Genomic DNA, 19,480 nt, shown 5'->3' with positions numbered 1-19,480 from the left:
TGGGCCCCTGGGCCAGGCCCTATATCCAGTCGTCGGGCTCCGGCTCCTCGTCCATCTCCGGCCAGTGGTCCGGCTCGCCCGCGTCCTGACCGGCCGGGTGGGCCGCCTCCTGGCCGGGCGCTGTCCGGGCCGGGGGCGGGTCGCCCGCGGGAGCGGAGCCCGCCGGCCCACCCAGCGAGCCGAGCACCTCCAGCACACCCTCGCCGTACGTCGCCAGCTTCTTCTCACCGACCCCGCTGATCCCGCCGAGCTCCCCCACCGACGTCGGCCACACCGAGGCGATCTCCCGCAGCGTGGCGTCGTGGAAGATCACATACGCCGGGACGCCCTGCTCGCGGGCCTGCTCGGCGCGCCAGGCGCGCAGTGCCTCGAAGGCCGGCAGCAGTTCCTCGGGCAGTTCGGCGGCGACAGCCTTGGCCTTGCGCTCGCCCCGCCCGGAGCCGGAGGACGAGGACCCCGACCGAGAGGTCACCGGCTTCTTCGGCTCCTTGCGCAGCGGCACGTCCCGCTCCCGCCGCAGCACCGCCCCGCTCGCCTCGGTCAGCACCAGCGTGCCGTACTCGCCCTCCACCGCGAGCAGCCCCTGGGCGAGCAACTGGCGAATGACACCCCGCCATTCGCCCTCGGTGAGCTCCTCGCCGATGCCGAACACGGACAGCTGGTCGTGGTCGAACTGGATGACCTTGCCGGTGCGCTTCCCCAGCAGGATGTCGACGATCTGCACCGCGCCGAACTTCTGCCCGCGCTCGCGCTGCAGCCGGACCACCGTGGACAGGGCCTTCTGCGCCGCGACGGTGCCGTCCCAGGTCTCCGGCGGGGTCAGGCACGTGTCGCAGTTGCCGCAGCCGGACGGGTCCGGGTCCTGGCCGAAGTAGGCGAGGAGCTGGCCCCGGCGGCACTGGGCCGTCTCGCACAGCGCCAGCATCGAGTCCAGGTGGGCCTGGGCCCGGCGCCGGAAGGCCTCGTCGCCCTCGCCGGACTGGATCAGCTTGCGCTGCTGTATGACGTCGTTCAGCCCGTAGGCCATCCAGGCCGTCGAGGGCAGCCCGTCACGGCCGGCCCGGCCCGTCTCCTGGTAGTAGCCCTCGACCGACTTGGGCAGGTCGAGGTGGGCGACGAAGCGGACGTCCGGCTTGTCGATGCCCATGCCGAAGGCGATGGTCGCCACCACGACCAGTCCGTCCTCCCGCAGGAAGCGGGACTGGTGGGCCGCGCGCGTGCCCGCGTCCAGGCCCGCGTGGTACGGCACCGCCTCGACGCCGTTGCGGCTGAGGAACTCGGCGGTCTTCTCCACCGAGTTGCGCGACAGGCAGTAGACGATGCCCGCGTCGCCCGCGTGCTCCTCGCGCAGGAAGCTCAGCAGCTGCTTCTTCGGGTCGGCCTTGGGCACGATCCGGTACTGGATGTTGGGCCGGTCGAAGCTCGCCACGAAGTGGCGGGCCGTCGGCATGTTCAGCCGCTCGGTGATCTCCTGGTGCGTCGCGTGCGTGGCCGTCGCCGTCAGCGCGATGCGCGGCACGTCCGGCCACCGCTCGCCGAGCATGGACAGCGCCAGGTAGTCGGGCCGGAAGTCGTGGCCCCACTGGGAGACGCAGTGCGCCTCGTCGATCGCGAAGAGGGAGATCTTGCCGCGGGAGAGCAGATCGAGCGTGCTCCCCACCCGCAGCCGCTCCGGGGCGAGGTACAGCAGGTCCAGCTCGCCGGCGAGGAACTCGGCCTCCACCATCCGCCGCTCGTCGAAGTCCTGCGTGGAGTTCATGAACCCGGCGCGCACGCCCAGCGCCCGCAGTGCGTCCACCTGGTCCTGCATCAGGGCGATCAGCGGGGAGACGACCACGCCGGTGCCCGGCCGCACCAGGGACGGGATCTGATAGCACAGCGACTTGCCGCCGCCGGTCGGCATGAGCACGACGGCGTCGCCGCCCGCCACCACATGCTCGATGACCGCTTCCTGCTCGCCGCGGAAGGCGTCGTAGCCGAAGACCCGGTGCAGCGCGGCCAGCGCCTCGCTCGCGTCGGCGCCGAGGGGCCCGGCGGGGCCGCGGCCCGCGCCGGTCCCGGCTCCGGTGCCGGTCATCCCGGTCCCGGTAGCCCCCGTCCCGGTCACCGCGTCCAGTTCCGTCATCACACCCGTCCCGCCCGTCGCGCCCATCGTTGCGTCCCCCGTGCGTCGCGCCTCGACCACTGCGTCCACCATAGGCGCCCGCACCGACAGCCCCGGAGTTATCCACAGGCCCGCCCGGTACAGCTGCGTCAAGGACACGATCGTCGTTCACACGTTCGCGGGAGACTTGCCCGTTTCCGGCGGATAGTCTGAACGCACCGGCGAGACTCCGTCCCATGGGAGCACTGATGAGCGTCGCACCGAAGGCGTCCACGCCCAGCTGGCCGACCCCGCCGGAAGGCGGCTGGACCGCCGACGACCTGGACCGCCTCCCGAATCTCCCTCCGCACACGGAGCTGATCGACGGGAGCCTCGTCTTCGTGAGTCCGCAGACTCTTTTTCACTCACGCGCTGTCGACTTCTTCAATTGGCAGCTGCAGTCGCTGGCCCCCTCGGAATTCGAGGTCATTCGCGAGTTCACCATCGACATCGACCGTCAGAACCGGCCTGAGCCGGATGTGATCGTGGTGCGCGGCGACGTGGTGGAGGACCCGCAGCAGACCCGTTATCCAGCGGATTCCGTCCTGCTCGCCATCGAGGTCGTCTCAGCAGACTCCGTGTCCCGGGACCGCGAGACCAAGCCGCTGAAGTACGCCCGGGCCGGTATCCCGCACTACTGGCGTGTAGAGAACGAGAAGGGCCAGGCCGCAGTGCACGCCTTCGAGCTGGAGCCCACCACCGGCGCGTACACCAGCACCGGGATCTTCCGTGAGCGGATGAAGGTCAGCGGCCCGTTCCCCGTGGACCTGGATCTCACCGGCATCAAAGCGCGCCGCACGAGCGACGGCGAGTAAGCACCACGAAGCACAGGACAGCGGCCCGGCACCCCCTGAGGGGAGCCGGGCCGCTTTCTCACAGCGAGCGGAGCGTCAGCGCACGAACACCCCCGCCTGCCCCGCCAGATCCAGGAAGTACTGCGGTGCCACACCGAGTACCAGCGTGACCGCCACGCCCACCCCGATCGCCGTCGTCGTCAGCGGCGACGGCACGGCCACCGTCGGGCCCTCCGGCCGCGGCTCGCTGAAGAACATCAGCACGATGACGCGGATGTAGAAGAACGCCGCGATCGCCGACGAGATCACACCGACCACGACGAGCGGGGCAGCCCCGCCCTCCGCCGCCGCCTTGAACACGGCGAACTTCCCGGCGAAGCCGGACGTCAGCGGAATGCCCGCGAAGGCCAGCAGGAACACCGCGAACACCGCCGCCACCAGCGGGGACCTGCGCCCGAGCCCCGCCCACTTCGACAGGTGCGTCGCCTCGCCCCCGGCGTCGCGGACGAGCGTGACCACCGCGAAGGCGCCGATCGTCACGAACGAGTACGCCGCGAGGTAGAACAGCACCGACGAGACACCGTCGGGCGTGGTCGCGATGACACCCGCGAGGATGAACCCGGCGTGCGCGATCGACGAGTACGCCAGCAGCCGCTTGATGTCGGTCTGCGTGATCGCGACGATCGCACCGCCCAGCATGGTGACGATGGCCACGGCCCACATGACCGGCCGCCAGTCCCAGCGCAGGCCCGGCAGGACCACGTACAGCAGTCGCAGCAGCGCGCCGAACGCCGCCACCTTCGTCGCCGCCGCCATGAAGCCGGTCACGGGCGTCGGCGCACCCTGGTACACGTCCGGCGTCCACATGTGGAACGGCACCGCGCCCACCTTGAACAGCAGGCCCATGACCAGCAGCGCGGCGCCGATCAGCAGCAGCGCGTCATTGCCCATGGTGTCGGCGAGCGCCGGGTTGACGTCCTGCACGGTGCCGTCGACGACCTGCGCGATCGTCGCGTACGACATCGAGCCCGCGTAGCCGTAGAGCAGGGCGATGCCGAACAGGGTGAACGCGGAGGCGAAGGCGCCGAGCAGGAAGTACTTGACCGCCGCCTCCTGTGACATGAGCCGCTTGCGGCGGGCCAGCGCGCACAGCAGGTACAGCGGCAGGGAGAGGACCTCCAGCGCCACGAACAGCGTCAGCAGGTCGTTGGCCGCCGGGAAGATCAGCATGCCGGCGACGGCGAACATCAGCAGCGGGAACACCTCGGTGGTGGTGAACCCGGCCTTGACCGCGGCCTTCTCGCTCTCACTGCCCGGCACGGACGCGGCCTGGGCGGCGAAGGAGTCGACGCGGTTGCCGTGCACCACCGGGTCGAGGCGCCGCTCGGCGAAGGTGAACAGGCCCACCAGGGCCGCCAGCAGGATCGTGCCCTGGAGGAACAGGGCCGGTCCGTCGACGGCGATCGCGCCCATCGCCGCGATGCGCGCCTTGGTCGTGCCGTACCCGTCGGCCGCGAGTGCCACGACCGCGGCGAAGGCGGCCGCGAGGGCGACGACGGACACGAACATCTGGGCGTAGTAGCGCGATTTCCGCGGGACGAACGCCTCGATGAGGATGCCGATGATCGCCGCGCCGACGACGATCAGGGTCGGCGACAGCTGGCCGTACTCGAACTTGGGTGCGTCGATCTTGGTGATCGGATCGGCCGCTGTTGTCCACAGGCTGTGGACGGCTGTTGCGCTCACTTGGCCGCCTCCACCTCGGGCTGGGGGTCCTTCTTCTGTACGTCGGACATGGTCTGTTTGACCGCCGGGTCGATGATCTGTGTGACGGGCTTCGGGTAGACGCCCAGGAAGATCAGCAGGACGACCAGCGGGGCGACGACCACGAGCTCACGGACCCGGAGGTCCGGCATCGCGGAGACCTCCGGTTTAACCGGGCCCGTCATCGTCCGCTGGTACAGGACGAGGGTGTAGAGCGCGGCGAGGACGATGCCGAAGGTGGCGATGATGCCGATCACCGGGTAGCGCGTGAACGTGCCGACCAGGACCAGGAACTCACTGACGAACGGCGCAAGCCCCGGCAGCGACAGCGTCGCGAGGCTGCCGATCAGGAAGGTGCCGGCGAGCACCGGGGCGACCTTCTGCACTCCGCCGTAGTCGGCGATGAGCCGCGAGCCGCGCCGGGAGATCAGGAAGCCCGCCACCAGCATCAGCGCGGCCGTCGAGATGCCGTGGTTGATCATGTAGAGCGTCGCGCCGGACTGGCCCTGGCTGGTCATCGCGAAGATGCCCATGATGATGAAGCCGAAGTGGGAGATCGACGCGTACGCCACCAGCCGCTTGATGTCCCGCTGGCCGACCGCGAGCAGCGCCCCGTAGATGATGCTGATCAGGGCGAGGACGAGGATCGCGGGCGTGGCCCACTTGCTGGCCTCCGGGAACAGCTGGAGGCAGAAGCGGAGCATCGCGAAGGTGCCGACCTTGTCGACGACCGCCGTGATGAGCACCGCGACCGGGGCGGTGGACTCCTGCATGGCGTTGGGCAGCCAGGTGTGCAGCGGCCACAGCGGCGCCTTCACCGCGAAGGCGAAGAAGAACCCGAGGAACAGCCAGCGTTCGGTGTTGGTCGCCATGTCGAGCGTGCCGTTGGCGCGGGCCTCGGCGATCTCCGTCAGCGAGAAGTTCCCGGCGACCACGTACAGGCCGATCACCGCGGCCAGCATGATCAGACCGCCGACCAGGTTGTAGAGGAGGAACTTGACGGCCGCGTACGAGCGTTGGGTCGCCGCCGCCTTCTCGCCGTGCTCGTGGGCACGGTCCCCGAAGCCGCCGATGAGGAAGTACATCGGGATCAGCATGGCTTCGAAGAAGATGTAGAAGAGGAAGACGTCGGTGGCCTCGAAGGAGAGGATCACCATCGCCTCGACGGCCAGGATCAGGGCGAAGAAGCCCTGCGTGGGCCGCCACCGGCTGCTGCCGGTCTCCAGGGGGTCGGCGTCGTGCCAGCCCGCGAGGATGATGAACGGGATCAGCAGCGCGGTCAGCGCGACCAGCGCCACCCCGATGCCGTCCACACCCAGTTCGTAGCGGACGCCGAAGTCCGCGATCCAGGCGTGGGACTCGGTGAGCTGGTAGCGGTCGCCGCCCGGGTCGAAGCGCACCAGGACGACGATCGCCAGGACGAGCGTGGCGAGCGAGAAGAGCAGCGCCAGCCACTTGGCCGCGGTGCGCTTCGCGGCCGGGACGGCGGCGGTGGCGATCGCCCCGACGGCCGGGAGCGCCGCTGTCACTGTCAGCAGAGGAAAGGACATCGGTATCAGACCGCCCTCATCAGCAGGGTCGCGGCGACGATGACCGCCGCACCCCCGAACATCGAGACCGCGTAGGAGCGGGCGAAGCCGTTCTGCAGCTTGCGCATCCGCCCGGAGAGGCCGCCGACCGAGGCCGCCGTGCCGTTGACGACGCCGTCGACCAGGGTGTGGTCGACATAGACCAGGGAGCGCGTGAGGTGCTCGCCGCCGCGGACCAGGACGACGTGGTTGAAGTCGTCCTGGAGCAGGTCGCGGCGGGCGGCCCGGGTGAGCAGCGAGCCGCGTGGGGCGACGGCCGGGACCGGGCGGCGGCCGTACTGGGCCCAGGCGATGGCCACGCCGATGATCATGCACGCGACGGTCGCGCCGGTGACCACGCCCGCGCTGATCGGCGGGTTGCCGTGGCTGTGCCCGGTGACGGGCTCCAGCCAGTGCATGAACCGGTCGCCGATGCTGAAGAACGCGCCTCCGGCCACCGATCCGACGGCCAGCACGATCATCGGGATCGTCATGATCTTGGGCGACTCGTGCGGGTGCGGCGGTGTGTACTCGCCGCGCGTCTCGGCGGCGGGCTCCACGTCCGGCCGGGCCGGGGACGGCGTCGGGGCGTTGCGCCAGCGCTCCTCACCGAAGAACGTCATCAGCATCACGCGCGTCATGTAGAACGCCGTGATGGCCGCGCCGAGCAGGGCGCAGGCGCCGAGGATCCAGCCCTCGGTGCCGCCCTTGGCGAACGCCGCCTCGATGATCTTGTCCTTGGAGAAGAAGCCGGACAGGCCCGGGAAGCCGATGATGGCCAGGTAGCCGAGGCCGAAGGTGACGAAGGTGACCGGCATGTACTTCCGGAGCCCGCCGTAGCGGCGCATGTCGACCTCGTCGTTCATGCCGTGCATGACCGATCCGGCGCCGAGGAACAGCCCGGCCTTGAAGAAGCCGTGCGTCACCAGGTGCATGATCGCGAAGACGTAGCCGATGGGGCCGAGGCCGGCGGCGAGGATCATGTAGCCGATCTGCGACATGGTCGAGCCGGCCAGGGCCTTCTTGATGTCGTCCTTCGCGCAACCGACGATCGCACCGAACAGCAGCGTGACCGCGCCGACGATGGTGACCACCAGCTGCGCGTCCGGGGCGCCGTTGAAGACGGCCGCGGAGCGGACGATCAGGTAGACGCCCGCCGTCACCATCGTCGCGGCGTGGATGAGGGCCGAGACCGGGGTCGGGCCCTCCATCGCGTCCCCGAGCCAGGACTGCAGCGGCACCTGGGCGGACTTGCCGCAGGCGGCGAGGAGCAGCATCAGCGCGATCGCGGTCAGCTTGTCCTCACCGGCGGCACCGGCGAGCCCGGCCTCACCGTGGTCGCCGAGCACCGGCCCGAAGGCGAAGGTGCCGAACCACAGGAACATGAGCATGATCGCGATGGACAGGCCCATGTCGCCGACGCGGTTGACCAGGAAGGCCTTCTTCGCGGCCGTGGCGGCGCTGGGCTTGTGCTGCCAGAAGCCGATCAGCAGGTAGGAGGCGAGACCGACGCCCTCCCAGCCGACGTACAGCAGCAGGTAGTTGTCGGCGAGGACGAGGATCAGCATCGCCGCGAGGAACAGGTTCAGATAGCCGAAGAAGCGGCGGCGCCGCTCGTCGTGCTCCATGTACCCGATCGAGTACAGGTGGATCAGCGATCCGACGCCCGTGATCAGCAGCACGAACGTCATGGACAGCTGGTCGAGCTGGAAGGCGACGTCCGCCTGGAAGCCCTCGACCGGGATCCAGCTGAACAGGTGCTGGCTCAGGACGCGGCTCTCGGCGTCCCGGCCCAGCATGTCGGTGAACAGCACCAGGCCGAGCACGAAGGAGACGGCCGCGAGCAGGGTGCCGAGCCAGTGGCCGACGGCGTCCAGCCGCCGCCCGCCGCACAGCAGGACCGCCGCTCCGAGCAGGGGCGCCGCCACCAGCAGCGCAATGAGGTTCTCCACGATTCTTCCGACCCCTTACAGCTTCATCAGGCTGGCGTCGTCGACCGAGGCCGAGTGGCGGGCACGGAACAGGGACACGATGATCGCGAGTCCGACCACGACCTCGGCGGCGGCGACGACCATCGTGAAGAAGGCGATGATCTGGCCGTCGAGGTTGCCGTGCATCCGGGAGAAGGCGACGAACGCGAGGTTGCAGGCGTTGAGCATCAGCTCGATGCACATGAACACGATGATCGCGTTGCGCCTGATCAGCACGCCGGTGGCGCCGATCGTGAACAACAGGGCCGCGAGGTACAGGTAGTTGACCGGGTTCACTTCGACGCCTCCTCGGACCGCTGGAACTTCGCCGGCCCGACCGCCCTGCGCTCCAGACGCTCCTCGGACCGCTGCTCCAGGGCCTTGAGGTCGTTGAGCGCCTCCTGCGACACGTCGCGGATCTGGCCGCGCTCGCGCAGGGTCTTGCTGACGGTGAGGTCGGACGGGGTGCCGTCGGGCAGCAGGCCCGCGATGTCGACCGCGTTGTGCCGGGCGTAGACACCGGGCGCCGGCAGCGGCGGCAACTGCTTGCCCTCGCGCACGCGCTCCTCGGCGAGCTCCCGCTGCGTCTTGGCCCGCTCGGTGCGCTCGCGGTGGGTGAGCACCATGGCGCCGACGGCGGCCGTGATGAGCAGGGCGCCGGTGATCTCGAACGCGAAGACGTACTTGGTGAAGAGGAGGGCGGCGAGGCCCTCCACGTTGCCCCCGGCGTTCGCCTGGCCGATGCCGTTGAACTCCGTCAGGGACGCGTTGCCGATCCCGGCGACCAGCAGGACGCCGAAGCCGAGCCCGCACAGCGCGGCCAGCCAGCGCTGGCCCTTGATGGTCTCCTTCAGGGAGTCCGCCGCGGTGACGCCGACGAGCATCACCACGAACAGGAACAGCATCATGATCGCGCCGGTGTAGACGATGATCTGGACGACGCCCAGGAAGTAGGCGCCGTTGGCGAGGTAGAACACCGCCAGGATGATCATGGTCCCGGCGAGGCAGAGCGCGCTGTGCACGGCCCGCTTCATGAGGATGGTGCACAGGGCGCCGATGACCGCGACGGTGCCGAGGATCCAGAACTGGACCGCCTCCGCGGTGGAGGTGGAGTAGGCGGCGAGCTGGGTGGTCATCGGCCGGTCACCTTCCCCGACGCCGGTTCCGTCCCGCCGAAGGTCGAGTCGGCCTCCTGCACGACCTCGCCCTTGGAGTGGGCGACCTGCTGCTCGGTGCCGGGCGCCGCTTCCGTCACCAGGCCCCGGTAGTAGTCCTGTTCGTCCGTGCCGGGGTAGATGGCGTGGGGCGAGTCGACCATGCCCTCCTCCAGACCGGCGAGCAGCTGCTCCTTGGTGTAGATGAGGTTGGCCCGGCTGGAGTCGGCCAGCTCGAACTCGTTGGTCATCGTGAGCGCTCGCGTGGGGCAGGCCTCGATGCACAGGCCGCACAGGATGCAGCGGGCGTAGTTGATCTGGTAGACGCGGCCGTACCGCTCGCCCGGCGAGTAGCGCTCCTCGTCGGTGTTGTCCGCGCCCTCCACGTAGATCGCGTCGGCGGGGCAGGCCCAGGCGCACAGTTCACAGCCGACGCACTTCTCCAGGCCGTCCGGATGGCGGTTGAGCTGGTGCCGTCCATGGAAGCGCGGAGCCGTGGTCTTCTGCTGCTCCGGGTACTGCTCGGTCAGCCGCTTCTTGAACATGGCCTTGAAGGTCACGCCGAAGCCGGCCACGGGGTTCTGGAAACCGGGCTTGGTGTCCTTGGGTTCCTCAGCCTTCGAACGCTCGAGTTCCTCAGCCATCGGACGCCTCCTTTCCATCCGTAGTTCCGCCCAGAGATCCGTCACTCTGAGTATCGGTCCCACCACTGACAATCAGCTCCCGCTCACGGCGCGAGCGGCGGCGCGGGACCGGCGGTAGTTCCTGTCCGGGCAGCGGCGGTACGGGGAATCCGCCCGCCATCGGGTCGAAGGCGGCCGGGGTCTCGGCCGGCTCTTCGGCCTTCTTGGCCTTCTCGCGGAACATGTCGGCGACGAAGGAGAGCAGCAGCAGGGCGAGGACGCCGCCGCCCACGTACAGGGCGATGTCGGCGAAGTCGTAGCCCTCGTTCCGGAAGGCCCGCACGCTCGCGACGAGCATCAGCCACACCAGCGAGACCGGGATGAGGACCTTCCAGCCGAGCTTCATCAGCTGGTCGTAGCGGACGCGCGGGAGGGTGCCGCGGATCCAGATGAACATGAACAGCAGCAGCTGGACCTTGACCGTGAACCACAGCAGCGGCCACCAGCCGTGGTTGGCGCCCTCCCAGAAGGTGCTGACGGGCCAGGGGGCCCGCCAGCCGCCGAGGAACAGCGTGGTGGCGACGGCCGAGACGGTCACCATGTTGACGTACTCGGCGAGCATGAACATCGCGAACTTGATCGACGAGTACTCGGTGTTGAAGCCGCCGACCAGGTCGCCCTCGGACTCCGGCATGTCGAAGGGGGCGCGGTTGGTCTCGCCGACCATCGTGACGATGTAGATGATGAAGGAGACCGGCAGCAGCACGATGTACCAGCGGTCGGCCTGCTGTTCGACGATCGTCGAGGTCGACATCGACCCCGAGTAGAGGAAGACGGAGGCGAAGGCGGCGCCCATCGCGATCTCGTAGGAGATCATCTGCGCGCAGGAGCGCAGACCGCCCAGCAGCGGGTAGGTCGAGCCGGAGCTCCAGCCCGCCAGGACGATGCCGTAGATGCCGACCGAGGCGACCGCGAGGATGTAGAGCATCGCGATCGGCAGGTCGGTGAGCTGCATCGTGGTGCGCTGGCCGAAGATCGAGATCTCGTTGCCGGCCGGGCCGAAGGGGATCACCGCGATCGCCATGAAGGCCGGGATCGCCGCGATCACCGGCGCGAGGACGTACACCACCTTGTCCGCGCGCTTGACGATCACGTCCTCCTTCAGCATCAGCTTGATGCCGTCGGCGAGCGACTGGAGCATGCCCCAGGGACCGTGCCGGTTGGGGCCGATGCGCAGCTGCATCCAGGCCACGACCTTGCGCTCCATGACGATGGAGACCAGCACGGTCACCATCAGGAAGGCGAAGCAGAAGACCGCCTTGATGACGACCAGCCACCAGGGGTCGGTGCCGAACATCGAGAGGTCTTCAGCGGCGAGGAACGGGCTCATGCCGCCGCCTCCTTGGGGGCTCATGCCTCCACCTCCTTGGTGGCCTCGGCGGCGAGCGTCGCCGGTCCGATGCGGACGAGGGAGCCGGGCCGCGCCCCGGTGTCGGAGGCGACGCCGCCGCCGGTGGAGTTGAGCGGCAGCCACACCACCCGGTCGGGCATGTCACTGATGTGGAGCGGAAGTTCCACGACCCCCTGGGGGCCGGTCACCGCGAGCAGGTCGCCGTCCTTGACGCCCGCCTCGGCGGCCGTCGGGGCCGACACGCGCGCGCGTGCGGCGTGCCGGGTCCCGGCGAGCGCCTCGTCGCCCTGCTGGAGGACGCCCTGGTCGAGCAGCAGCCGGTGCCCCGCGAGGACGGCTTCCCCGGCGGCCGGGCGCGGCAGGGCGGCCGCGGTCTCCAGGGGTTCACCGGCCCGCGGGCCGTCCCAGGCGCCGAGCCGGTCGATCTCGCCGCGCACGGTGCGCAGATCCGGCAGTCCGAGGTGGACGTCCATGGCGTCGGCCAGCATCTGCAGCACGCGCGCGTCGGTGGGCGCGGAGCGGCGGGTCATCTGGTCCGGCTTGAGCGCGGCCTCGAAGAAGCGGATGCGGCCTTCCCAGTTGAGGAAGGTGCCGGCCTTCTCGGCGACCGCGGCCACGGGCAGGACGACATCGGCCTTGCGGCTGATCTCGCTCGGCCGCAGCTCCAGCGAGACCAGGAAGCCCACCTCGTCCAGCGCCGCACGCGCGCGTGCCGGGTCGGGCAGATCGGCGATCTCCACGCCCGCCACCAGCAGGGCCTGGAGCTCTCCGGTCGCCGCGGCCTCCACGATCTGGCCGGTGTCACGGCCGTAGCGGTGCGGGAGACCGGCGACGCCCCAGACGGCGGCGACCTCGTCACGCGCGCGCGGGTCGGTGGCCGGACGCCCGCCCGGCAGCAGCGACGGCAGCGCGCCCGCCTCGATCGCACCGCGTTCCCCGGCCCGGCGCGGGATCCACACCAGCCGGGCACCGGTCGCGGAGGCCGTGCGTGCTGCGGCGGTGAGCCCGCCGGCCACGGCGGCCAGCCGCTCGCCGACGACGATCACCGCGCCCTCGGCGCGCAGCGCCTCGGCGGCGAGCGCACCGTCGTCCTCCAGGCCGGCGCCGCTCGCGAGCGCGTCCAGCCACTCGGTCTCGGTGCCGGGGGCGGCCGGCAGCAGCGTGCCGCCGGCCTTCTCCAGACCGCGGGTGGCGTGCGTGGCGAGGGAGAAGGTCTTCTGCCCGTGCTGACGCCAGGCCTTGCGCAGCCGCAGGAAGACGCCGGGCGCCTCCTCCTCCGCCTCGAAGCCGACCAGCAGGACGGCCGGTGCCTTCTCCAGCGCGGTGTACGTGACGCCCGTGCCGTCGAGGTCCCGGCCGCGCCCGGCGATCTGGGCGGCGAGGAAGTCGGCCTCCTCGCTGCTGTGCACCCGCGCGCGGAAGTCGATGTCGTTGGTGTCGAGGGCCACGCGCGCGAACTTGCTGTACGCGTAGGCGTCCTCGACGGTGAGGCGGCCGCCGGTCAGGACACCGGTGCGGCCCCGGGAGGCCAGCAGCCCCTGGGCCGCGATCTGCAGCGCCTCCGGCCAGGAGGCCGGTTCCAGCTCGCCCTCGGCGTTGCGCACCAGCGGCGTGTCGAGCCGGTCGCGCTGCTGCGCGTACCGGAACCCGAACCGCCCCTTGTCGCAGATCCACTCCTCGTTGACCTCGGGGTCGTTCGCCGCGAGCCGCCGCATGACCTTGCCGCGCCGGTGGTCGGTGCGCGTGGCGCAGCCGCCGGAGCAGTGCTCGCACACCGACGGGGAGGAGACCAGGTCGAAGGGGCGGGAGCGGAATCGGTACGCCGCCGAGGTCAGCGCGCCGACCGGGCAGATCTGGATGGTGTTGCCGGAGAAGTACGACTCGAAGGGGTCGCCCTCGCCGGTGCCGACCTGCTGGAGCGCGCCGCGCTCGATCAGCTCGATCATCGGGTCGCCCGCGACCTGGTTGGAGAACCGGGTGCAGCGGGCGCACAGCACGCACCGCTCGCGGTCGAGCAGCACCTGCGTGGAGATCGGGACGGGCTTCTCGTAGGTCCGCTTGCGGCCGTCGAAACGGGAGTCGGCGTCGCCGTGCGACATGGCCTGGTTCTGCAGCGGGCACTCGCCGCCCTTGTCGCAGACCGGGCAGTCCAGCGGGTGGTTGATGAGCAGGAGCTCCATCACACCCTTCTGGGCCTTCTCCGCGACCGGGGAGGTGAGGTGGGTCTTCACCACCATCCCGTCGGTGCAGGTGATGGTGCAGGACGCCATCGGCTTGCGCTGGCCCTCGACCTCGACGATGCACTGGCGGCAGGCGCCGGCCGGGTCGAGCAGGGGGTGGTCGCAGAACCGGGGGATCTCGATGCCGAGCTGCTCGGCGGCCCGGATGACCAGGGTGCCCTTGGGCACGCTGATCTCCGCGCCGTCGATCGTCAGCGACACGAGGTCCTCCGGCGGGACCGCCGCCTCTCCCCCGCCTGAGGGAGAGCTGGTGGTCACGGTCATGCGGTCACCTCCGTGCGGTCGGCCCAGGCCGTCGACTTGGCCGGGTCGAAGGGACAGCCCCGGCCCGAGATGTGCTGCTCGTACTCCTCGCGGAAGTACTTGAGCGAGGAGAAGATCGGCGAGGCGGCGCCGTCGCCGAGGGCGCAGAAGGACTTGCCGTTGATGTTGTCGGCGATGTCGTTCAGCTTGTCGAGGTCGGACATCTGTCCCTTGCCGGCCTCGATGTCGCGCAGCAACTGCACGAGCCAGTAGGTCCCTTCGCGGCAGGGCGTGCACTTGCCGCAGGACTCGTGGGCGTAGAACTCCGTCCAGCGGGTGACGGCACGGACCACGCAGGTCGTCTCGTCGAAGCACTGGAGGGCTTTGGTGCCGAGCATGGAACCCGCGGCGCCCACTCCTTCGTAGTCAAGGGGGACGTCGAGGTGCTCGTCGGTGAACATCGGGGTCGAGGAGCCGCCCGGCGTCCAGAACTTGAGGCGGTGCCCGGGGCGCATGCCGCCGCTCATGTCGAGGAGCTGGCGGAGCGTGATCCCGAGCGGCGCCTCGTACTGGCCGGGGCCGGCGACATGGCCGGAGAGGGAGTAGAGCGTGAAGCCGGGCGACTTCTCGCTCCCCATCGACCGGAACCATTCCTTGCCCCGCTGCAGGATCGCGGGAACCGACGCGATCGATTCGACGTTGTTCACCACAGTCGGGCACGCATAGAGGCCCGCGACGGCAGGGAAGGGGGGACGAAGCCGCGGCTGGCCCCGGCGGCCTTCGAGCGAGTCGAGCAGTGCGGTCTCCTCACCGCAGATGTACGCGCCCGCGCCCGCGTGCACGGTGATGTCGAGGTCGAGTCCGCTGTCCAGGATGTTCTCGCCGAGGAAGCCGGCCTCGTACGCCTCGCGTACGGCGGAGTGCAACCGCCGCAGCACGGGGACCACTTCACCACGCAGATAGATGAAGGCGTGCGACGACCTGATGGCGTAACACGCGATGATCATGCCCTCGATGAGGCTGTGCGGGTTCGCGAAGAGGAGCGGGATGTCCTTGCACGTCCCGGGCTCCGACTCGTCGGCGTTGACAACAAGATAGTGCGGCTTTCCGTCCCCCTGGGGAATGAACTGCCACTTCATCCCGGTGGGGAATCCCGCGCCGCCGCGTCCGCGCAGACCGGAGTCCTTGACGTACGCGATCAGGTCGTCCGGCGACATGGCGAGCGCCTTGCGCAGCCCTTCGTACCCCTCGTGCCGCCGGTACACGTCCAGCGTCCAGGACTTGTCCTCGTCCCAGAAGGCCGACAGCACCGGTGCGAGCAGCTTCTCGGGGCTCGTGTCTTTCAGCTCGGGTGCCAAGGTCATCACTCCCCCTCCTCGGCGGTGGGCCCGGCCGGGTGGGCCGGGTCGGAGGCCGATGTGTCCTGCGGCGCGTCGTGCGAGCTCAGGTGCTCCGTCGGTGACGGGTCGTGGGGTGCCTCGGTCCGGACGGCCTCACCGCGTGGATGCACCACGCGCGCGGGAGCGCTCTCCCCCTTGGCGAGCTTCAGGCCGATCAGGGAGGCGGGTCCCGCGCTCCCCCCGGACTCCACGGCCCCCTCCCGCTCGTCGGGGAAGCCGGCCAGGACCCGGGCGGTCTCCTTGAAGGTGCACATGCGCGCGCCGCGGGTGGGCGTGACCGGCCGTCCCGCGCGCAGGTCGTCGACGAGGCTCTTGGCGCTGGCCGGGGTCTGGTTGTCGAAGAACTCCCAGTTGACCATCACGACCGGCGCGAAGTCGCAGGCCGCGTTGCACTCGATGTGCTCCAGGGTGACCTTGCCGTCGCCGGTGGTCTCGCCGTTGCCGACGCCGAGGTGCTCCTGGAGCTCCTCGAAGATCGCGTCCCCGCCCATGACGGCGCACAGGGTGTTGGTGCACACCCCCACCTGGTAGTCACCGCTCGGGCGGCGGCGGTACATGGTGTAGAAGGTGGCGACGGCGGTGACCTCGGCCGTGGTCAGGCCGAGCACGTCCGCGCAGAACTGCATGCCGGTGCGGGTGACGTGCCCCTCCTCCGCCTGCACGAGGTGCAGCAGCGGCAGCAGGGCGGACCGGGAGTCGGGGTAGCGGGCGATGACCTCGCGCGCGTCCGTCTCCAGACGGGCCCGGACGTCGTCCGGGTAGGCGGGTGCGGGCAGTTGGGGCATGCCCAGGCTGACGCCCCGCTCGGAAGACGATGTGGTCACCGGTCGACGCCTCCCATCACGGGGTCGATGGACGCGACGGCGACGATGACGTCGGCGACCTGGCCGCCCTCGCACATCGCCGCCATGGCCTGAAGGTTGGTGAAGGACGGGTCCCGGAAGTGGACCCGGTAGGGGCGGGTGCCGCCGTCGGAGACGACGTGCACCCCGAGTTCGCCCTTGGGCGACTCGACCGCCGCGTACGCCTGTCCCGGCGGGACGCGGAAGCCCTCGGTGACCAGCTTGAAGTGGTGGATCAGGGCCTCCATGGAGGTGCCCATGATCTTCTTGATGTGGTCGAGGGAGTTGCCGAGCCCGTCGGGGCCCAGGGCGAGCTGGGCCGGCCAGGCGATCTTCTTGTCGGCGACCATGACCGGGCCGGGCTGGAGCCGGTCCAGGCACTGCTCGACGATCCTCAGGGACTGGCGCATCTCCTCCAGCCGGATGAGGAAGCGGCCGTAGGAGTCGCAGGTGTCGGCGGTCGGGATCTCGAAGTCGTAGGTCTCGTAGCCGCAGTAGGGCTGTGCCTTGCGCAGGTCGTGCGGCAGGCCGGTGGAGCGCAGGATCGGGCCCGTCGCGCCGAGGGCCATGCAGCCGGCCAGGTCGAGGTAGCCGACGTCCTGCATGCGCGCCTTGAAGATGGGGTTCCCGGTGGCGAGCTTGTCGTACTCCGGGAGGTTCTTCTTCATCTTCTTCACGAACTCGCGGATCTGGTCCACCGCGCCGGGCGGTAGGTCCTGGGCGAGTCCGCCGGGGCGGATGTACGCGTGGTTCATCCGCAGGCCGGTGATCAGCTCGTAGATATCGAGAATGAGTTCACGATCACGGAATCCGTAGATCATGATCGTGGTCGCGCCCAGCTCCATGCCGCCGGTGGCGATGCACACCAGGTGCGAGGAGAGGCGGTTCAGCTCCATCAGGAGCACGCGGATGATCGAGGCGCGGTCCGGGATCTGGTCCTCGATGCCGAGGAGCTTCTCGACGCCGAGGCAGTACGCCGTCTCGTTGAAGAACGGCGTGAGGTAGTCCATGCGCGTCACGAACGTGGTGCCCTGCGTCCACGTCCGGTATTCGAGGTTCTTCTCGATGCCGGTGTGCAGATAACCGATTCCGCAGCGGGCTTCGGTGACGGTCTCGCCCTCGATCTCCAGGATCAGGCGGAGCACGCCGTGGGTGGACGGGTGCTGCGGGCCCATGTTGACGACGATGCGCTCGTCGTCGGCGCGGGCCGCCGACTCGACGACCTCGTCCCAGTCGCCGCCCGTGACCGTGTACACGGTGCCTTCGGTGGTCTCCCGGGGAGACGCGTGCGATGTGCTCATGAGTACGACCTCCGCTGGTCCGGAGCCGGGATCTGGGCGCCCTTGTACTCGACGGGGATGCCGCCGAGGGGGTAGTCCTTGCGCTGCGGGAAGCCCTGCCAGTCGTCCGGCATCATGATCCGCGTCAGGGCCGGGTGGCCGTCGAAGACGATTCCGAAGAAGTCGTACGTCTCGCGCTCGTGCCAGTCGTTCGTCGGATAGACCGCGACCAGCGACGGGATGTGCGGGTCGCTGTCGGGGGCGCTGACCTCCAGGCGGATCACCCGGTTGTGGGTGATCGAGCGCAGGTGGTAGACGGCGTGCAGCTCGCGGCCCTTGTCGTTCGGGTAGTGCACGCCGCTGACGCCGGTGCACAGTTCGAAGCGCAGGGCCGGGTCGTCGCGCAGGGTGCGGGCGACGAGGACGAGGTGCTCGCGCTCGATGTGGAAGGCCAGCTCGTCGCGGTCGACGACCGTCTTCTCGATGGCGTTGTCCGGGAGCAGGCCCTGCTCCTCCAGCGCGCCTTCGAGTTCGTCGGCGACCTCGTCGAACCAGCCGCCGTAGGGACGGGCCGCCGGTCCCGGGAGCCGGACCGAGCGGACCAGGCCGCCGTAGCCGGAGGTGTCGCCGCCGTTGTTCGCACCGAACATGCCGCGCTGGACGCGGATCTCCTCGCCGCCCTGGCCGCGCTGGCCGGGGAGGTTCTCCGCGGAGAGGTCCTTCTCGGGATTGACACCGTTGCCGTTCGCGTCGCTCATCGCAGCAGCCCCTTCATCTCGATCGTGGGCAGGGCCTTGAGCGCCGCCTCCTCCGCCTCCCGGGCCGCCTCCTCGGCGTTCACGCCGAGCTTGGAGGTCTGGATCTTCTGGTGGAGCTTGAGGATCGCGTCCATCAGCATCTCCGGCCGGGGCGGGCAGCCGGGGAGATAGATGTCGACCGGCACGATGTGGTCGACGCCCTGGACGATGGCGTAGTTGTTGAACATGCCGCCCGAGGAGGCGCAGACCCCCATGGAGATCACCCACTTGGGGTTCGGCATCTGGTCGTAGACCTGCCGGAGCACCGGCGCCATCTTCTGGCTCACCCGGCCGGCGACGATCATCAGGTCCGCCTGGCGCGGTGAGCCGCGGAAGACCTCCATGCCGAAGCGCGCCAGGTCGTAGCGGCCGGCTCCGGTGGTCATCATCTCGATGGCACAACAGGCGAGGCCGAACGTGGCGGGGAAGACCGACGCCTTGCGCACCCAGCCCGCGGCCTGCTCGACGGTGGTCAGCAGGAAGCCGCTCGGCAGCTTTTCTTCGAGTCCCATGACGTGTGGCCCCTCAGTCCCATTCCAGGCCGCCGCGCCGCCATACGTACGCGTACGCGACGAAGACGGTGAGCACGAAGAGCAGCATCTCCACGAGCCCGAAGATCCCCAGGGCGTCGAAGGTGACGGCCCAGGGGTAGAGGAAGACGATCTCGATATCGAAAATGATGAAGAGCATCGCCGTCAGGTAGTACTTGATCGGGAAGCGCCCGCCGCCGGCCGGCGTGGGGGTCGGCTCGATGCCGCACTCGTAGGCCTCGAGCTTGGCCCGGTTGTACCGCTTGGGCCCGATCAACGTGGCCATGACCACGGAGAAGATCGCAAAGCCTGCCCCGAGGGCTCCCAGTACGAGGATGGGCGCATAAGCGTTCACCGCTCCTCGCTCCTCTCAGTCGGCACTGACTGCTGGCGGATTGCATCGGGCTCACATCCGCCCCACCGGTCCCTCGAACCCCGCCCGCCCCGGCGAAGATCGGGAACATGTGAAGCAGGTCACAAGCCCAACCGCGTGCATCTTATGCCCGACGCTCTGTGATCTGCGACACGGGGTATTACTCAACCTTTGTGATCTCCACCACCTGACGATCGATCATGAAGTCGGATGAGCGGTGATCTTCACACGCGAAGCGTCCGTGTGATCACGAGAGGTGACATTTTGGCTCGTCAGTGCAGGCCGGAGGGGTCGTCTCAATATCAAGAGGGTTCTCTTGCATGCAAATTGGCGATGGACTTGATCTCT

16 protein-coding genes are annotated in these 19,480 nt (G+C 69.5%); 1 reads left to right on the top strand and 15 read right to left on the bottom strand.

Annotation, left to right across the window (positions count from 1 at the left end; genetic code table 11):
• Positions 1–19: 19 nt before the first annotated feature.
• The gene (gene recQ, locus RFN52_RS23815; RefSeq protein WP_374050219.1) at positions 20–2,125 is read right to left on the bottom strand and encodes a DNA helicase RecQ; all 2,106 of its coding nucleotides are present in this window, start codon (positions 2,123–2,125) and stop codon (positions 20–22) included.
• Positions 2,126–2,352: 227 nt separating this feature from the next.
• Between recQ and RFN52_RS23810 the strand changes: the two genes are divergently transcribed.
• Positions 2,353–2,958, top strand: coding sequence for a Uma2 family endonuclease (locus tag RFN52_RS23810; RefSeq protein WP_184848874.1), 606 nt, complete (start codon positions 2,353–2,355; stop codon positions 2,956–2,958).
• A gap of 75 nt (positions 2,959–3,033) precedes the next feature.
• Here the strand turns inward: RFN52_RS23810 and nuoN are convergent, their stop codons facing one another.
• The 14 genes from nuoN to RFN52_RS23740 are packed head-to-tail and all read right to left on the bottom strand — an operon-like array spanning position 3,034 to position 19,114.
• Positions 3,034–4,683 carry an NADH-quinone oxidoreductase subunit NuoN gene (nuoN, locus tag RFN52_RS23805; protein WP_184848872.1) on the bottom strand — a complete coding sequence of 550 codons (1,650 nt, stop codon included), beginning with the start codon at positions 4,681–4,683 and terminating at the stop codon, positions 3,034–3,036.
• Entirely contained in the window at positions 4,680–6,251 is a 1,572-nt protein-coding gene (locus RFN52_RS23800) for an NADH-quinone oxidoreductase subunit M (protein ID WP_184848870.1), read from the bottom strand. The genes nuoN and RFN52_RS23800 overlap by 4 nt, the downstream gene beginning before the upstream one ends.
• 5 nt (positions 6,252–6,256) lie before the next feature.
• Positions 6,257–8,221 carry an NADH-quinone oxidoreductase subunit L gene (nuoL, locus tag RFN52_RS23795; RefSeq protein WP_184848867.1) on the bottom strand — a complete coding sequence of 655 codons (1,965 nt, stop codon included), beginning with the start codon at positions 8,219–8,221 and terminating at the stop codon, positions 6,257–6,259.
• 15 nt (positions 8,222–8,236) lie between these two features.
• Entirely contained in the window at positions 8,237–8,536 is a 300-nt protein-coding gene (gene nuoK / locus RFN52_RS23790) for an NADH-quinone oxidoreductase subunit NuoK (protein ID WP_142160720.1), read from the bottom strand.
• A complete protein-coding gene (locus tag RFN52_RS23785) occupies positions 8,533–9,375 on the bottom strand; it encodes an NADH-quinone oxidoreductase subunit J (RefSeq protein ID WP_184848865.1) in 843 nt (280 codons plus the stop codon). Before RFN52_RS23785 ends, nuoK begins: the two co-directional genes overlap by 4 nt.
• Complete coding sequence (nuoI, locus tag RFN52_RS23780) at positions 9,372–10,037, bottom strand: NADH-quinone oxidoreductase subunit NuoI (protein WP_184848863.1); 666 nt, start codon at positions 10,035–10,037, stop codon at positions 9,372–9,374. The genes RFN52_RS23785 and nuoI overlap by 4 nt, the downstream gene beginning before the upstream one ends.
• Positions 10,030–11,406: an NADH-quinone oxidoreductase subunit NuoH gene (nuoH, locus tag RFN52_RS23775; RefSeq protein ID WP_184854005.1), complete on the bottom strand. Its 1,377-nt coding sequence runs from the start codon at positions 11,404–11,406 to the stop codon at positions 10,030–10,032. Before nuoH ends, nuoI begins: the two co-directional genes overlap by 8 nt.
• 20 nt (positions 11,407–11,426) lie before the next feature.
• Positions 11,427–13,931: an NADH-quinone oxidoreductase subunit G gene (locus RFN52_RS23770; RefSeq protein WP_184848861.1), complete on the bottom strand. Its 2,505-nt coding sequence runs from the start codon at positions 13,929–13,931 to the stop codon at positions 11,427–11,429.
• Positions 13,928–15,274 (bottom strand): NADH-quinone oxidoreductase subunit NuoF, encoded by a 1,347-nt coding sequence (gene nuoF / locus RFN52_RS23765; RefSeq protein WP_374050175.1) that lies wholly within the window; start codon positions 15,272–15,274, stop codon positions 13,928–13,930. The genes RFN52_RS23770 and nuoF overlap by 4 nt, the downstream gene beginning before the upstream one ends.
• Positions 15,274–16,134 carry an NADH-quinone oxidoreductase subunit NuoE gene (gene nuoE, locus RFN52_RS23760; RefSeq protein WP_184848857.1) on the bottom strand — a complete coding sequence of 287 codons (861 nt, stop codon included), beginning with the start codon at positions 16,132–16,134 and terminating at the stop codon, positions 15,274–15,276. The genes nuoF and nuoE overlap by 1 nt, the downstream gene beginning before the upstream one ends.
• On the bottom strand, positions 16,131–17,453 hold the full coding sequence (locus tag RFN52_RS23755) for an NADH-quinone oxidoreductase subunit D (protein WP_107455991.1): 1,323 nt from the start codon (positions 17,451–17,453) through the stop codon (positions 16,131–16,133). The genes nuoE and RFN52_RS23755 overlap by 4 nt, the downstream gene beginning before the upstream one ends.
• The gene (locus RFN52_RS23750) at positions 17,450–18,190 is read right to left on the bottom strand and encodes an NADH-quinone oxidoreductase subunit C (protein ID WP_184848855.1); all 741 of its coding nucleotides are present in this window, start codon (positions 18,188–18,190) and stop codon (positions 17,450–17,452) included. The genes RFN52_RS23755 and RFN52_RS23750 overlap by 4 nt, the downstream gene beginning before the upstream one ends.
• Positions 18,187–18,741 carry a NuoB/complex I 20 kDa subunit family protein gene (locus tag RFN52_RS23745; protein WP_003998928.1) on the bottom strand — a complete coding sequence of 185 codons (555 nt, stop codon included), beginning with the start codon at positions 18,739–18,741 and terminating at the stop codon, positions 18,187–18,189. The genes RFN52_RS23750 and RFN52_RS23745 overlap by 4 nt, the downstream gene beginning before the upstream one ends.
• 13 nt (positions 18,742–18,754) lie before the next feature.
• Positions 18,755–19,114 carry an NADH-quinone oxidoreductase subunit A gene (locus RFN52_RS23740; protein ID WP_003974383.1) on the bottom strand — a complete coding sequence of 120 codons (360 nt, stop codon included), beginning with the start codon at positions 19,112–19,114 and terminating at the stop codon, positions 18,755–18,757.
• Between the last annotated feature and the right edge of the window lie 366 nt (positions 19,115–19,480).

The sequence above is a fragment of the Streptomyces collinus genome (assembly GCF_031348265.1).
In the GTDB taxonomy this organism is placed as follows: Bacteria; Actinomycetota; Actinomycetes; order Streptomycetales; family Streptomycetaceae; genus Streptomyces; species Streptomyces collinus.
This window is presented reverse-complemented; position numbering and strand designations above follow the sequence as displayed.